The sequence below is a fragment of the Streptomyces sp. NPDC006368 genome (assembly GCF_040612535.1).
GTDB lineage: Bacteria > Actinomycetota > Actinomycetes > Streptomycetales > Streptomycetaceae > Streptomyces.
In genome coordinates this window covers 55,386-69,697 of the sequence record NZ_JBEXQK010000017.1, presented here as the reverse complement: position 1 = coordinate 69,697, position 14,312 = coordinate 55,386, and the positions used below count along the sequence as shown (strand labels likewise).

The following is a 14,312-nucleotide window of genomic DNA, read 5'->3' as shown; positions in this document are numbered from 1 at the left end:
CGACGCGGCCGTACCGACCCACTCATGCGCCCCGCGCACCCCATGCTGCATGCTGTGCGTTCATGGCTTTACGGACGGTCTTCGGCATGGAGCAGCGCATGACTACCACCTTCCCGGACATCTCCATCAGCACGGAGCGGTTGGTGCTGCGCCCCTTCGACGACGCGGACATCCCCGCGCTCACCGAGATGATGAACGACGAGCTGGTCGTCGCCTGGACCTCCGTACCCCACCCCTACACCACGGACCACTCCGAGGACTGGGTCCGCGGGATCGCCCCCGCGGAGCGCACCGACGGCCACGGCATCGTCCTCGCCGTCACCGAGTTCCTCACCCACCGGCTCGTCGGCATCGTCCACCTCCGCAACACCGACTGGCGCGTCCGCGCCACCGAGGTCTCCTACGTCACCGCGCCCTGGGCCCGGGGCGAGGGATACGCCACCGAATCCGTCCTCGCCGTCGCCCAGTGGCTCTTCCGCGACCAGCGCTTCGAGCGCCTCGAACTGCGCATCGCCGCCGGCAACACCGCCTCCCAGCAGGTCGCCCAGAAGATCGGCTGCATCAGCGAGGGCGTCCTGCGCAACGCCTGGATAGCGCGCACCCGGACCGAGGACGGCGGCTGGACCGACATCCGCACCGACCTGATCGTCTGGAGCCTGCTCCCCGAGGACCTCGAAGGCGTCGCCGACCAACTCGCCGACCCCGGCTACTCCTCGTTCACCGACTGGAACTGACCACGGGTACCCGAGGTACTCTCACCCTGCCCCCGACCTGCACCAACACCCCAGGAGACAGACGAAGATGGCAGACCGGGTCACGGTGATCGGCTGGGACGGCTCACCCCTCACCGCGGCCGCCAGGTCCGCCCTCTCGGCCGCCACCCTGGTCGCCGGAGCCGCCCACCACCTGGCACTTCCCGAGATCCCCCGGGCCGCCGAACGCATCCGCCTCGGCAGCGTCGACCTCGCCGCCCGCCGCATCGCCGGCCACCGCGGCACCGCCGTCGTCCTCGCCGACGGAGACCCGGGCTTCTTCGGCGTCGTCCGCGCCCTGCGCGCCCCCCAGCACGGGCTGGAGGTCGAAGTGGTGCCCGCGGTCTCCTCCGTCGCCGCCGCCTTCGCCCGCGCCGGCATGCCGTGGGACGACGCCGAGACAGTCGTCGCCCACAGCCGTACGCTGCGCCGCGCCGTCAACGTGTGCCGGGCGCACCCCAAAGTCGCCGTCCTCACCTCCCCGGGCGCCGGCCCCACCGAGCTCTCCCTCCTCCTCGAAGGGGTCCACCGCACCTTCGTCATCTGCGAGGAACTGGGCACCGAGCGGGAGCAGGTGACGGTCCTCACCTCCGACAAGGTGGCCGACCACGCCTGGCGCGACCCCAACGTCGTCATCGTCATCGGCGGCACCGCGACCGCCCAGGGCGGGGGATGGCTCATGGGCCGCGACCCCGGAGGGGTACGCGGCTGGGGGCTCCCCTCGCAGGCGTACGGCGGCGACCTCGGCGCCGGCGAGTCGGCCGACCTCCGCGCCGCCCAGCTGGCCCGCCTCGGCCCGCGCACCGGCGACCTCGTCTGGGACATCGGCTGCGGCTCCGGTGCGCTGGCCGTGGAGGCCGCCCGCTTCGGCGCCGCCGTGATCGCCGTCGACGAGGACCCGGCCGCCACCGCCCGCACCGAGGCCGCCGCACGTCACTTCGGCGTACAGGTCCAGACGGTGGCGGGCCGCGCCCCGCACGCCCTGGAGCGGCTGCCCGAGCCCGACGTCGTACGCGTCGGGGGCGGGGGAGTGCCGGTTGTCACGGCCTGCGCGGACCGCCGACCCGAGCGGATCGTGGCCCACGCCACCACCAGGGACGAGGCCGAGGCGATCGGGGCCGCCCTCACCGAGGGCGGGTACGCGGTCGAGTGCGCGCTGCTCCAGACCGTCGAGCTCGACACCGGCGCCTGGACGGAGCGGGACCGCTCGGTGATCTTCCTGCTCTCCGGCGTCAGGCCTGCCCCGGCCCCGTGACCATGCCACTACGGGGCGGCAGGTAGGCTGGCCGATCGTTGTACCGCGGCCGGGCCTTTCCGCCGCCCGCCCGGTACGGCGGACGTGGGGGGTGCGCGACGTGGCGCAGTCCACAGCCGAGGGTGGCGGATCCCGCTGCCATGCCGGCCGAAGCCCGCGAGAATACGTGGTGTCCGCGGGGCCCTTCGTGCCGCGCGGCGCGCACGCTCGTTCTTGTTGGTGCGGGCGACGGTCTGAAGGAGCACAACCGATGGGCGAGGGGTACGCATGACTGACACCGGCCAGGTCCCGGGCGAGGGGCAGCCCGAGAGCGCGGGCATGGTGGAGCAGCCGGGCATCCCCGCTCCGGGCACGTACACCTTCCTCGAGGCTCCCCAGGGCTTCGCCATGGGCGATCCCACCGAGAACGCCGCCGAGGACGACGACCTGCTGTTGATGCCGGGGGCGCAGGGCGCCTGGGGCAGCGACCCGCAGGCCGCGCCGGTCGCGTCGCCCGCCCCGATGCCGGCGGCGATGCCGCAGGCCGCGGTCCCGCCTCAGTCCCCGGAGCAGCCGCAGCCGGTCTACGAGGCCTACGAGGCCTACGAGCAGCCGGTCGCCCAGGAGCAGCCCGTCGCGCCCGAGCACGAGCCGGCTGTCCAGGAGCCCGTTGCCCACGAGCCCGTTGCCCATGAGCCCGCCGTGCACGAAGCGGGCGGGCACGAGATGGGCACGCACGAGACGGGCGGCCGTGACTCGGGGGCGGTGGACCTCAGCGCCGTACGCATGCCGCCGCCCGCGTCCGCGCCGGCTCCCGCTCCCGCGCCGGCCGCTCAGACCCCGCAGCCCGCGCGGCGCCCGCTGCACATGGGTCCGCCGGTGCCCGACGCGTCGACCGGCGTGGTGCGTTCGCTCGCCGACCGCGGTCCGGCCGGCGCGCCCTCCGCCCCGATGCCGGTACGCCACCCGGGCCCGCCGGCGACGGGGTCCGAGTACATCGACGTGCCGCGCGAGGAACCCGCGCCCGTGGTGCCCGCACCGCAGCTCGGTGAGATTCCGCCGCAGGGCGCGGAGCCGTGGTCGCCGCAGCTGCAGCCGCAGCCGTCGCCGGAATCACAGCAGCCTCAGACGTACGCTCCTGCCTCAGCAGAAACGGTCGTTCCGGAGGAGCCGGCCGCCCGGTTCGTCCCGGTCGAGGGCTCCGTCCCGACCACCCCGCACCTGGCCCCGACCCCGGTCGCCGAACCCGGACCCCAGCCGGAGCCCCAGGCCGTCGTGGCCGTACCGGCCCCGCGCGAGGGCGAACCGCAGCCCGTCGCGGAACCCGCCGCCGAGGCTCCGCAGCCCGTCGAAGCGGCCCCGCAGGAACCGCAGGCCCCGGTGGAGGCCCCCGAGGTGGCCGTGGTGACCGAGGCCCCGCAGGCCCCCGCGGTCGCCGAACCGGCTCCGGAGCCCGCCCCGGTCGTCGAACCGGCGCCGGAACCGGCCCCCGAGCCCGCCGCGGTCGCCGAGCCCGCCCCGGTCGAGCAGCCGGCCGCCCAGGCCACGGCCCTCGTCGACGTCGCGGACCTCGCGGTGGCGGTCGCCGAGCCGGCCGCCGCCCAGCCCGCGACCGTCCCGGACGTAGCGGAACCGGCCACGGCCGCCACGGAGCCCGCCCCGGCCGCGGCCGCCACGGAGCCCGCCGAAACCGAGGCTGAGCCCGCAGCCGAGACCGACACCGACACCGAGACCGAAGCCGAAGCCGAGACCGAAGCCCAAGCCGAGGTTGCGGCCGAGGCCGCCCCGACGGAGGCGGAACCGGCCGGGGAAGCGGACACCACCGTCGCCCCGCCCGCCCCCGGCTACGACGACGCCGAGCGCGAAGCGGTGCTGCGCGTCATGCGGGAGCGCCGCGACATCCGCAACGGCTTCCGCAGCGACCCGATCCCGCACGAGGTGCTCCTGCGCGTCCTCGAAGCGGCGCACACCGCGCCCTCGGTCGGCCACTCCCAGCCCTGGGACTTCGTCGTCATCCGCTCGGCCGAGACCCGCCGCACCATGCACGAACTGGCGACGCGCCAGCGCGAGGCGTACGCCAAGTCGCTGCCCAAGGGCCGGGCCAAGCAGTTCAAGGAACTGAAGATCGAGGCGATCCTCGACACCCCGGTCAACATCGTCGTCACCGCCGACCCCACGCGGGGCGGCCGTCACACCCTGGGCCGCCACACCCAGCCCCAGATGGCGCCGTACTCCTCCGCCCTGGCCGTCGAGAACCTCTGGCTCGCCGCCCGCGCCGAGGGCCTCGGTGTGGGCTGGGTCAGCTTCTTCGACGAGCGCGAGATGGTCCGCGCCCTCGGCCTGCCGGAGCACCTCGAAGTGGTGGCGTACCTCTGCGTGGGGTACGTTGACGAGTTCCCCGAGGAGCCCGAGCTGATGCAGGCGGGCTGGTCCAAGCGCCGTCCGCTGTCCTGGGTCGTCCACGAGGAGACGTACGGACGCCGCGCCCTGCCCGGCGAGGAGCCGCACGACCTGCTCCAGGAGACCGTCGCCAACATCCGCCCGCTGGACGCCAAGGCGCTCGGCGAGGCGTGGGAGCGGCAGAAGCGGATGACCAAGCCCGCCGGTGCGCTCGGCATGCTGGAGATCATCTCCGCCCAGCTCTCGGGCCTGTCCCGGATGTGCCCGCCGCCGATCCCGGAGCCCGCGGCCGTCGCGATCTTCGCGGGTGACCACGGGGTGCACGCCCAGGGCGTCACCGCCTGGCCGCAGGAGGTGACGGCGCAGATGGTCGCCAACTTCCTCGGCGGCGGCGCGGTCTGCAACGCGTTCGCCAACCAGGTCGGCGCGGAGGTCTGCGTCGTGGACGTCGGCGTCGCCGGTGACCTGCCCGCCACGCCGGGCCTCCTGCCGCGCAAGGTGCGCCCCGGCACGTCGGACTTCACCGTCGGCCTCGCCCTCACCCGCGAGGAGGCCCTCGCCGCGATCGAGGTCGGCATCGAGACGGCCCGCGACCTGGTGGCGGCCGGCAACAAGGCGCTCCTCACCGGTGAAATGGGCATCGCGAACACCACCGCGTCCGCCGCGCTGATCTCCGTCTACACGGACGTGGACCCGGCGGAGGTCACCGGGCGCGGCACGGGCATCAACGACGAGATGCACGCCCGCAAGGTGGACGTCGTCCGGCGCGCCCTGGAGCTCCACCAGCCCGACCCGGCCGATCCCATCGGCGTCCTCGCCGCGGTGGGCGGCCTGGAGCACGCGGCGCTGGTCGGCTTCATCCTGGGCGGCGCGTCCCTGCGTACGCCGGTGATCCTGGACGGCGTCAGCGCGGGCGCCGCGGCGCTGGTGGCCCGGGCGATCGCGCCCGAGTCCCTGGCGGCCTGCATCGCGGGCCACCGCAGCGCGGAGCCGGGGCACGTGGCGGCCCTCAACAAGCTGGGCCTGCGCCCGCTCGTGGACCTGGACCTCCGCCTCGGCGAGGGTACGGGCGCGCTGCTGGCCCTGCCGGTGGTGCAGAGCGCGGCGCGCGCGATGCACGAGGTGGCGACGTTCGACTCGGCGGGCGTCACCGAGAAGTAACGCCGCCCGGGGCTCACACCCACGTGCGGGAGAGGGGGGCGAGCGGGGGGGGGTACGGACGGACACGACCGGACGCGCGCGAAGCGCGGCGAACGGGAGTCCGCACCCCCCGCCGAAGCCCCCGGCCCCGCCCCGCCCGCTCCCCACCGGCGGAACCCCTCCAGGCACCCGCCCCCCCCACCGCCCGCCCCGCGGCGGCGCCGAAGAGCGGCACCGTATCGTGGTCAAAAGCGCCCCCACCGCCGTCGCCCACCGTGGCCCCCACCTCGGGCCCACCGCGCCACCCCCCGCTCCACCAGCCGCTTCACCGTCGCAGCGGCCCCGCACACCGCACCACCGCCCCGCCGAGGAGCCGCACCGCCATGGTCGAGTACGCCGAGCAGCCCGCCTACCCCGTCGGACTTCGCCTCTCCGGGCGCCGTGTCGTCGTCATCGGCGGCGGCCAGGTCGCCCAGCGCCGTCTCCCCGCCCTCATCGCGGCCGGCGCGGACATCACCCTCGTCTCGCCGTCTGCGACGCCGTCCGTCGAAGCCATGGCGGAGTCGGGCGAGATCGCGTGGATCAAGCGGCGCTACGAGGACGGTGACCTCGCCGACGCCTGGTACGCCCTGATCGCCTCCACCGACCCGGAGGCCAACGCCCGCGCGTCGGCGGAGGCCGAACGCAACCGCACCTGGTGCGTACGGTCGGACGACGCCGAGGCGGCCACCGCCTGGACGCCGGCGACGGGCCGCAGCGAGGGCGTCACCGTCGCCGTGCTGACCGGCCATGACCCGCGCAGGTCCGCGGCCGTGCGGGACGCGATCGTCGAGGGGCTGCGCGACGGTTCGATCGGCGCACCGCACCACCGCGCCCGTACGCCGTTCGTCGCCCTCGTCGGCGGCGGCCCCGGCGACCCGGACCTGATCACGGTGCGCGGCCGTCGCCTGCTCGCGGAGGCGGACGTGGTCATCGCCGACCGCCTCGGGCCCCGCGACCTGCTCGACGAGCTGCCGCCGCACGTCGAGGTGATCGACGCGGCGAAGATCCCGTACGGCCGCTTCATGGCCCAGGAGGCCATCAACAACGCCCTGATCGAGCACGCGAAGGCGGGCAAGTCCGTCGTCCGGCTCAAGGGTGGCGACCCGTTCGTGTTCGGCCGGGGCATGGAGGAGGCGCAGGCGCTGGCCGAGGCGGGCATCGCGTGCACCGTCGTGCCGGGCATCTCCAGCTCGATCAGCGTCCCCGGAGCGGCGGGCATCCCCGTCACGCACCGCGGGGTGGCGCACGAGTTCACCGTGGTCAGCGGCCACGTGGCGCCGGACGACCCGCGTTCGCTGGCCGACTGGGAGTCGCTGGCCAAGCTGCGCGGCACGCTCGTCATCCTCATGGGCGTGGACAAGATCGGCGCGATCGCGGAGGCGCTCGTCGCGTACGGCAAGGCCGCGGACACGCCGCTCGCGCTGATCCAGGAGGGCACCACGGCCACCCAGCGCCGGGTGGACGCGACCCTCGCGACGGTGGCGGAGAGGGTCAAGGCGGAGGACGTCCGTCCGCCGGCGGTCATCGTCATCGGTGACGTGGTCACCGAGGGTCCGCACAAGAACCTCTGACAGCTCCCTCCCGCCGGCCCGTCCGGCGCACGTACGCACGACAAGGCAGTAGCACCTGTGGCTGATCTCATCACCGTCGACGACCCCGACGACCCGCGCCTGCGCGACTACACGGGCCTGACCGACGTCGAACTGCGGCGCAGGCGCGAGCCGGCCGAGGGGCTGTTCATCGCGGAGGGCGAGAAGGTCATCCGCCGTGCCCGGCAGGCGGGTTACGAGATGCGCTCGATGCTGCTCACCGCCAAGTGGGTCGACGTCATGCGCGACGTCATCGACGGGATCCCGGCTCCCGTGTACGTGGTGAGCCCGGACCTCGCCGAGCGGGTGACCGGCTATCACGTGCACCGCGGCGCGCTCGCCTCGATGCGGCGCGAGCCGCTGCCGGCGGCGGACGAACTCCTCCGGGACGCCGCCCGCCGGGTGGTCGTCATGGAGGGCGTGAACGACCACACCAACATCGGCGCGATCTTCCGCAGCGCCGCCGCCCTCGGCATGGACGCGGTCCTGCTGTCACCGGACTGCGCGGACCCGCTCTACCGCCGCTCGGTGAAGGTGTCCATGGGCGCGGTCTTCTCCGTCCCGTACGCGCGCCTGGAGACCTGGCCCAAAGGCCTGGAGGCGGTACGGGAGGCGGGCTTCAGGCTGCTCGCGCTCACGCCCGACGAGAAGGCCACGAGCATCGACGCGGCGGCCCCGCACCGCCTGGAGCGCGTGGCCCTGATGCTGGGCGCGGAGGGCGACGGCCTGACCACCAAGGCGCTGATGGCGGCGGACGAGTGGGTCCGTATCCCCATGGCGCACGGCGTGGACTCGCTCAACGTGGGCGCGGCGGCAGCGGTCGCGTTCTACGCGGTCGCCACGGGCCGCCCGCAGCCCTGACCCGCGGCCCCACGGCCCCCCGGGACCTGATCCGGACGACAGACCCTAACCCTGGAGGCCCTGCGCCGCCGCGATCCCCAGCAGCACGATCAGCGTCACGACGACGAAGACCACGAGCCGCTGGCGCAGCAGGCGCGGGTTCGCGGGCCGGCGCCCTCCGGAGGTGGTCCGCACACCGGGCCGGGGAGTGGGCCGGCCGCCACCGGTGCGCGCGCCCGGGCGTGACGCATGAGGCGCCGGTGTCCGCTGCGACCGGCCCTGGGTCGTCCGCCCGGTGCCCCGGTCCGTGCCGCGCTCCGTGTACCGCTCGGTGAGCCGGTCGTCGGCCTGGCGCGGCAGGCGCTGCGCGAGGGGACGCCCTTCGGGTAGCCCCTGTGCCTCCCGGGCGGCGATCTCCTTGAGCCGCATGGACAGTTGCAGGGTGCTGGGACGTTCCTCCGGGTCCTTCGCCAGACAGGCCCGTACGAGCGGGGCCAGCGCGTCCGGTACGCCGCGCAGCTGCGGTTCCTCGTGCACCACCCGGTAGAGCATGACCTCGGAACTCCCGTGCCCGAACGGCGAGTCGGCCATCGCCGCGTACGCGAGAGTCGCGCCCAGCGAGAAGACGTCGGTGGCGGGTGTGACGGCCGCGCCCCGCACCTGCTCGGGCGCGAGGAAGCCGGGCGAGCCCACCGCCGTACCGACGTGGGTGAGCGTGGACGCGCCGGTCGCCCAGGCGATGCCGAAGTCGATGATCCGGGGGCCCTTGGGGGAGAGCAGGATGTTCGACGGCTTGAGGTCCCGGTGCACGACCCCGGCCTCGTGGACGGCGACCAGCCCTTCGGAGAGCGCGGCGCCGATGGCGGCCACGTCCGCCGCCGACAGCGGCCCCTCCTCGGCGACCTTGTCGTGCAGGGAGGGCCCGGGTACGTACTGCGTGGCGAACCAGGGGCGCTCCGCCTCCAGGTCGGCGGCCACGAGCCGCGCCGTGCAGCCGCCGCGGATACGCCGCGCGGCGGACACCTCGCGGGCGAACCGCGACCTGAACTCCTGGTCCTCGGCGAGATCCGGCCGGATCACCTTCAGGGCCACCCGCTGCCCGCGCCGGTCGGAACCGAGGTACACGACCCCCATGCCGCCCGCGCCCAGCCGCCGATGAAGCCTGAACGAGCCGACGACACGCGGGTCCTCGCGCCGGAGCCGCATCATCGCCATGTCCGTCCCCTACCTACGGTGGGGAGACCCCACCCCCGCAGCCGCGGTTATCCGTTTGACGTGCCACAGCTTACGTACCCGCGCCCCGGTGTGCTCATAGGCCGCGCCCTTGCTCCGCGATCGATTGCCGGTGTGGTGGCCGGGAGGTGAGGAGCGGTCAGGGGCCGTCCGCATGAGGCCAGGTGAGGGGGTGTGAGCTCCCAATGATCTTTCCAGGCAGGGGCGTTGGATCCATCACGGGCGGCCGGGCGGTGACGGCCGGGGGCGGGGACGGCGCGACACGTACGTGAGAAGGGGCGGCGGGCCGTGCCGGGCGGGGGACCGCGACGGCGCCGCGCAGGGGGGTGGGTGACGTGAGGGAAGTCACGCGGAAGCTACCCTTCCGGGCGATCTTTCCCGGCCGACCCGGGGATCACCCCTAGACGTGTGGTCGCGTCTCCACCCAGGGGAGTACGCCGCGGGCCGGTGGCTCATCCTCGGGGAGGCCCGGCATCGGTACGCGGGCATGACGCCCCGGTCCCGTCGCGTGCCTAATGTTGAGGTCAAGCGGCGGGTGCGGCTCTCGTCCCCCGAGGCCGGACACTCGCCGCTGCCGGACCTGACAGGAGAAGACCATGGCGGACACGGCATCGCGGACGGTGATCCGCGCGCGGGGACCGAAGGTCCACGCCTCGTACGGCGACCGCCCGTCCGGCAGGCGCCATCCGCTGGTGGCGACCGCGATGGTTCTTCCCCTGGCCGCACTGCTGGTGGTCGCCTTCGGCGGCTGGGACGCAGTGGTCACACAAGCGTCGTCCGTGGGCGTGATGCTGGGGCGCTGAGCGGCGCCCCGGGCCCGGGAGAGCGGCCCGGGCCGGGAACATCCGGCCAACAACCCCGTGGGGACGGGGGTGCGGCGGACGGCTATCGGTGGCCGGCAGCTGGGGAGCTGCCGGCCACTGCTTTTCCCCGGGCCCGTACGGACCCCGGTGCCTCCCATGGGCCGCGCCCGTCCTTCCCCGGGCGCTCCGGTACGAGACCGCGCACCGGTTCGCCCGCCCGCCGGGACCCGCTGCTCGGCACCGAGCGCCCCGAGCCGGTTCCGTGACCGCCCGCTCCCTGTCGGGACGCGGGTGCCCCTCACCGCTTCCCGGCCCCTGCCGGCAGGCGCGGCCCCGGGGCCCCGGCCGTGTGGACCCCGCCCATCCGCACCGCCTCCCCCCGCGTCCCCGCCTCCCCGTAGGGTCGGGCCCATGGTCACGGAAACCGCACCGCTCGTCCGCGCGCTGGCCGGCATCGCGCGCGGGGCCGCGCATCCGGCCGGCACGCGTGATTCGTGCGCCGCGTGCGGACGCCCCGGCGGCCCCGTACTCGCCGATCGCGCGGACGCAACCGTCGTACGGCACGGGCGAGCCGTCGCCAAGGCGCACGCCCCGGACACCGACGCCGACGCGCACCGGGTCCGGCTCGCGGTCGCCGCCCATCCGCGTCTCGACGGCATCCTGTTGCCGCCGCTCCCGGTGGCGCCCGCCGAGGCGCACGGGCGCCCGGTGTCGGCGTGGCCGTACGGCACGCCCGTCGACCCGGACGATCCGGACGCCGCGCCGTGGGAGGAGACGGCGACGCTGCTGGCCCGCCTCCACTCCGTACCGCCCGCCGAGCTGCCCGGCCCGCTGCCGCCCATGCGGGGCCCCGCCAAGGCGGCGCGAGCCGTCGAGCGCATGCGGGCCGCCCCGCCTCATCCGGGGGCGGCGCCGGTGCTGGCGGCGTGGGCGCGGCTGCCCGCGTGGGCGCGGGGCGAGGCGCCCCCGCCGCGCGCCGGCACGGTCTGCCACGGCGACCTCCACCTCGGTCAGCTCGTCCGCCACCCCGCCTCCACCGGACGCTGGCACCTCATCGACGTCGACGACCTCGGCCTCGGCGACCCCGCCTGGGACCTGGCCAGGCCCGCCGCCTGGTACGCGGCCGGGTTGCTGGCGCCCGCGGTGTGGGCGCGGTTCCTGGGCGCGTACCGCGCGGCGGGCGGCCCCGCCGTTCCCCCCGACGGCGACCCGTGGCCCCAACTCGACGTCCCGGCCCGCGCCCTGACCGTCCAGACCGCCGCCCTCGCCCTCGCGAAGAGCGCTGCCGAGCTCCGCGAACCGGATGAGGTCGAGCTGTCCGTGATCGACGCCTGTGCCCGAATCGCCTCCCTCCCGCCCGACTTGGCCGCTGAGGCGTCGGCGTAGGGTGAGGGGCACCTACGAACGGCGAGGAGTTGAGCCGACCATGCAGTGTCCCAAGTGCCATGCGCCCATGCACACGTACAACCGCAATGGCGTCCAGATCGAGCAGTGCAGCGGCTGCCGGGGGATCTTCCTCGACTACGGCGAGCTGGAGGCCCTGACCCGCCTGGAGTCGCAGTGGGTGCAGCAGGCGCCGCCCGCGCCGCCGGCCCCGCAGGCGTACCCGGCCGCACCGGCTCCCGCGTGGGGCGCGCCGCACCACGGCCATCACGGACACCAGGGGCACAACCGCAGCTTCGGGCGGATGCTCTTCTCCTCCTGAGGGGGAAAGGCGGGGAACCGCCGGAACGACGACGGAGCCCCGGCCGCATCACGCGGCCGGGGCTCCGGACTGTGTGGACGATACTGGGATTGAACCAGTGACCTCTTCCGTGTCAGGGAAGCGCTCTCCCGCTGAGCTAATCGTCCTCGGGACCACGATCGAGGATCAGAAGATCGAAGATCATGGGCACTGCGTGCGCGATACTGGGATTGAACCAGTGACCTCTTCCGTGTCAGGGAAGCGCTCTCCCGCTGAGCTAATCGCGCGGGATCCTTGCGGACCGGATCCCGAAGGATCAGTGGACGATACTGGGATTGAACCAGTGACCTCTTCCGTGTCAGGGAAGCGCTCTCCCGCTGAGCTAATCGTCCTTGGAGGTGGAGACGGGATTTGAACCCGTGTAGACGGCTTTGCAGGCCGTTGCCTCGCCTCTCGGCCACTCCACCCGGAGTGCGGGGGTCCGGGAAGAGCCCCCACGTCGAGCGGACGACGAGATTCGAACTCGCGACCCTCACCTTGGCAAGGTGATGCTCTACCAACTGAGCCACGTCCGCTTGTCGTTTCCGGCCCGCTTTCGCGTCCCGGCGACGTGTTGAACTCTAGCGGATTCCCGGGCCAGTACAAAAACGCGTTTGCCCAGCGTGCTGCGCTGACCTCGGTCCGCACCGTCCCACCGGCCCCGGCCATAGACTCGCAACCGTGTACGACCTCGCCCCTCTGGCCCGCTTCGGCGGCCTCCTCGCGACCGACCTGCGGGATGTCACCAGTGACCCCGAGGCCCTCGACTCGACCGGCTTCTGGGCGGTCAGCGCGGACTTCGAGGGCCGCCTGACCTGCGCCCGCTTCGGTGACGTCCGTCCCGCCCCGGTGCCCGCGCCCGCCCTGGGCGCCTGGCGCGGCCCGGCCGCCGGTGACTGGACGTCCTCGCTCGACCGCGACGCGTACATCTCCGCCGTGCGCACGATCCGCGAGCACATCGCGGCCGGCGAGGTCTACCAGGCGAACCTGTGCCGGGTGCTCTCCGCGCCCCTGCCCGACCCGGCCGCCGACGTGGACGCCCTCACCGCGCTCCTCGCGCGCGGCAACCCCGCCCCGTATGCCGGCACGATCCGCCTGCCCGCGCACGGCGTGGAGACAGCCACCGCGTCCCCCGAGCTCTACCTGCGGCGCGACGGCGCCACCGTCGAATCCGGACCGATCAAGGGCACCGGCAGGACCCCCGACGACCTGCTCGACAAGGACCACGCCGAGAACGTCATGATCGTGGACCTCGTCCGCAACGACCTCGGACGCGTCTGCGCCACCGGCTCCGTCACCGTGCCCGCCCTGTGCGCCGTGGAACAGCACCCGGGCCTGGTCCACCTGGTCTCCACCGTGCGCGGCGAGCTGGCCCCCGGAGCCGGCTGGCAGGAGCTCCTCCAGGCCACCTTCCCGCCCGGCTCGGTCACCGGCGCGCCCAAGTCGAGCGCCCTGAGGATCATCGAGGCGCTGGAGACGGCACCGCGCGGCCCGTACTGCGGAGGCATCGGCTGGGTCGACGCCGACCGCCGCACCGGAGAGCTGGCCGTCGGCATCCGCACCTTCTGGATCGACCGCGCCGACGGCGTGCTGCGCTTCGGCACCGGCGCCGGCATCACCTGGGGATCGGACCCCGTCCGGGAGTGGGAGGAGACCGAGCTCAAGGCATCCCGGCTCCTCGCGGTAGCGTCGGGAGCGTACGAGGCAAGCGGAAGGATCACCGAACAATGAAGCTGTGGGTCGACGGCGGGCTGCACGACGCGGACACCGCCCGGGTCTCCGTACTGGACCACGGCCTGACCGTGGGTGACGGGATCTTCGAGACGCTCAAGGCCGAGCACGGGCGCCCCTTCGCGCTCGACCTCCACCTCGACCGGCTCACCCGGTCCGCCCGCGGCCTGGGCCTGCCCGACCCGGACCTCGACGAGGTGCGCCGCGCGTGCGCCGCCGTCCTGGACGCCAACCCGATGCCCCTGGGCCGGCTGCGCATCACCTACACCGGCGGGCTCTCCCCGCTCGGCTCCGACCGGGGCGACACCGGCCCCACCCTGATCGTCGCCCTCGGCGAGACCACGCACCGCCCGGACACCACCGCCGTGATCACGGTCCCCTGGACCCGCAACGAACGCGGCGCCCTGACGGGCCTGAAGACCACCTCGTACGCGGAGAACGTCGTCGCCCTCGCCAAGGCGCACGAGCAGGGCGCCTCGGAGGCGCTGTTCGCCAACACCGTCGGGCAGCTCTGCGAGGGCACCGGGTCCAACGTCTTCGTCGTCCTGGACGGGCAGCCGCACACCCCGCCGCTCGCCTCCGGCTGCCTGGCCGGTATCACCCGCGCCCTGACCGTGGAGTGGACCGGGGCCCAGGAGACCGACCTGCCGATGGAGGTTTTGGAGACGGCCGAGGAGATCTTCCTGACCTCCACCCTCCGCGACGTCCAGGCCGTCCACCGCGTCGACGGACGCGACCTGCCCGGCGCCCCGGGTCCGGTCACCGCGAAGGCCATGCGGGTTTTCGCGGAGCGCGCCGCACAGATGTGACACCGGGGCCGCGGGG

General features: G+C 74.3%; 11 protein-coding genes and 5 tRNA genes. 10 read left to right on the top strand and 6 right to left on the bottom strand.

All coding sequences use genetic code 11. The features are described from left to right. Positions 1-86 precede the first annotated feature (86 nt). From ABZZ38_RS15645 to ABZZ38_RS15625, 5 genes are all read left to right on the top strand, one after another. Entirely contained in the window at positions 87-734 is a 648-nt protein-coding gene (locus ABZZ38_RS15645) for a GNAT family N-acetyltransferase (protein ID WP_356739862.1), read from the top strand. 67 nt (positions 735-801) lie between these two features. Then, complete coding sequence (cbiE, locus tag ABZZ38_RS15640) at positions 802-2,007, top strand: precorrin-6y C5,15-methyltransferase (decarboxylating) subunit CbiE (protein WP_356739775.1); 1,206 nt, start codon at positions 802-804, stop codon at positions 2,005-2,007. 267 nt (positions 2,008-2,274) lie between these two features. After that, entirely contained in the window at positions 2,275-5,547 is a 3,273-nt protein-coding gene (gene cobT / locus ABZZ38_RS15635; protein ID WP_356739773.1) for a nicotinate-nucleotide--dimethylbenzimidazole phosphoribosyltransferase, read from the top strand. 362 nt (positions 5,548-5,909) lie between these two features. Further along, a complete protein-coding gene (gene cobA / locus ABZZ38_RS15630) occupies positions 5,910-7,139 on the top strand; it encodes a uroporphyrinogen-III C-methyltransferase (RefSeq protein ID WP_356739771.1) in 1,230 nt (409 codons plus the stop codon). Between the two features lie 57 nt (positions 7,140-7,196). Beyond that, positions 7,197-8,018: an RNA methyltransferase gene (locus ABZZ38_RS15625; RefSeq protein WP_356739769.1), complete on the top strand. Its 822-nt coding sequence runs from the start codon at positions 7,197-7,199 to the stop codon at positions 8,016-8,018. Positions 8,019-8,063: 45 nt separating this feature from the next. Here ABZZ38_RS15625 and ABZZ38_RS15620 read toward each other — a convergent pair whose 3' ends face one another. Continuing rightward, positions 8,064-9,212 carry a serine/threonine-protein kinase gene (locus tag ABZZ38_RS15620; protein WP_356739767.1) on the bottom strand — a complete coding sequence of 383 codons (1,149 nt, stop codon included), beginning with the start codon at positions 9,210-9,212 and terminating at the stop codon, positions 8,064-8,066. Positions 9,213-9,826: 614 nt separating this feature from the next. Between ABZZ38_RS15620 and ABZZ38_RS15615 the strand changes: the two genes are divergently transcribed. From ABZZ38_RS15615 to ABZZ38_RS15605, 3 genes are all read left to right on the top strand, one after another. Further along, positions 9,827-10,033, top strand: a complete 207-nt coding sequence (locus ABZZ38_RS15615; protein ID WP_356739765.1) for a hypothetical protein — start codon at positions 9,827-9,829, stop codon at positions 10,031-10,033. 411 nt (positions 10,034-10,444) lie between these two features. Beyond that, positions 10,445-11,419 (top strand): aminoglycoside phosphotransferase family protein, encoded by a 975-nt coding sequence (locus tag ABZZ38_RS15610; protein ID WP_356739763.1) that lies wholly within the window; start codon positions 10,445-10,447, stop codon positions 11,417-11,419. 40 nt (positions 11,420-11,459) lie between these two features. Continuing rightward, positions 11,460-11,738, top strand: coding sequence for a zf-TFIIB domain-containing protein (locus ABZZ38_RS15605; protein WP_356739761.1), 279 nt, complete (start codon positions 11,460-11,462; stop codon positions 11,736-11,738). A gap of 74 nt (positions 11,739-11,812) precedes the next feature. Here ABZZ38_RS15605 and ABZZ38_RS15600 read toward each other — a convergent pair. The 5 genes from ABZZ38_RS15600 to ABZZ38_RS15580 form a co-directional block, all read right to left on the bottom strand. Then, positions 11,813-11,884 (bottom strand) — tRNA-Val (locus tag ABZZ38_RS15600). A gap of 48 nt (positions 11,885-11,932) precedes the next feature. Continuing rightward, a tRNA-Val gene (locus tag ABZZ38_RS15595) sits at positions 11,933-12,004 on the bottom strand. Positions 12,005-12,037: 33 nt separating this feature from the next. Further along, positions 12,038-12,109 (bottom strand) — tRNA-Val (locus tag ABZZ38_RS15590). 1 nt (position 12,110) lies between these two features. Then, a tRNA-Cys gene (locus ABZZ38_RS15585) sits at positions 12,111-12,184 on the bottom strand. Between the two features lie 35 nt (positions 12,185-12,219). Then, positions 12,220-12,292: transfer RNA gene (locus ABZZ38_RS15580), tRNA-Gly, on the bottom strand. 145 nt (positions 12,293-12,437) lie between these two features. On the opposite strand from ABZZ38_RS15580, the gene ABZZ38_RS15575 reads away from it, so the two are divergent. Beyond that, on the top strand, positions 12,438-13,487 hold the full coding sequence (locus ABZZ38_RS15575; protein ID WP_356739759.1) for a chorismate-binding protein: 1,050 nt from the start codon (positions 12,438-12,440) through the stop codon (positions 13,485-13,487). Next, positions 13,484-14,296, top strand: coding sequence for an aminodeoxychorismate lyase (locus ABZZ38_RS15570; RefSeq protein WP_356739757.1), 813 nt, complete (start codon positions 13,484-13,486; stop codon positions 14,294-14,296). The genes ABZZ38_RS15575 and ABZZ38_RS15570 overlap by 4 nt, the downstream gene beginning before the upstream one ends. Positions 14,297-14,312 lie beyond the last annotated feature (16 nt).

Bases quoted from the DNA above. Each gene is read 5' to 3' on its own strand.
- cobT (WP_356739773.1), top strand. From the start codon at position 2,275: ATGACTGACACCGGCCAGGTCCCGGGCGAGGGGCAGCCCGAGAGCGCG.
- ABZZ38_RS15620 (WP_356739767.1), bottom strand. From the start codon at position 9,212: ATGGCGATGATGCGGCTCCGGCGCGAGGACCCGCGTGTCGTCGGCTCG.
- ABZZ38_RS15570 (WP_356739757.1), top strand. From the start codon at position 13,484: ATGAAGCTGTGGGTCGACGGCGGGCTGCACGACGCGGACACCGCCCGG.
- ABZZ38_RS15615 (WP_356739765.1), top strand. From the start codon at position 9,827: ATGGCGGACACGGCATCGCGGACGGTGATCCGCGCGCGGGGACCGAAG.
- cobA (WP_356739771.1), top strand. From the start codon at position 5,910: ATGGTCGAGTACGCCGAGCAGCCCGCCTACCCCGTCGGACTTCGCCTC.
- ABZZ38_RS15610 (WP_356739763.1), top strand. From the start codon at position 10,445: ATGGTCACGGAAACCGCACCGCTCGTCCGCGCGCTGGCCGGCATCGCG.
- ABZZ38_RS15645 (WP_356739862.1), top strand. From the start codon at position 87: ATGGAGCAGCGCATGACTACCACCTTCCCGGACATCTCCATCAGCACG.
- ABZZ38_RS15605 (WP_356739761.1), top strand. From the start codon at position 11,460: ATGCAGTGTCCCAAGTGCCATGCGCCCATGCACACGTACAACCGCAAT.
- cbiE (WP_356739775.1), top strand. From the start codon at position 802: ATGGCAGACCGGGTCACGGTGATCGGCTGGGACGGCTCACCCCTCACC.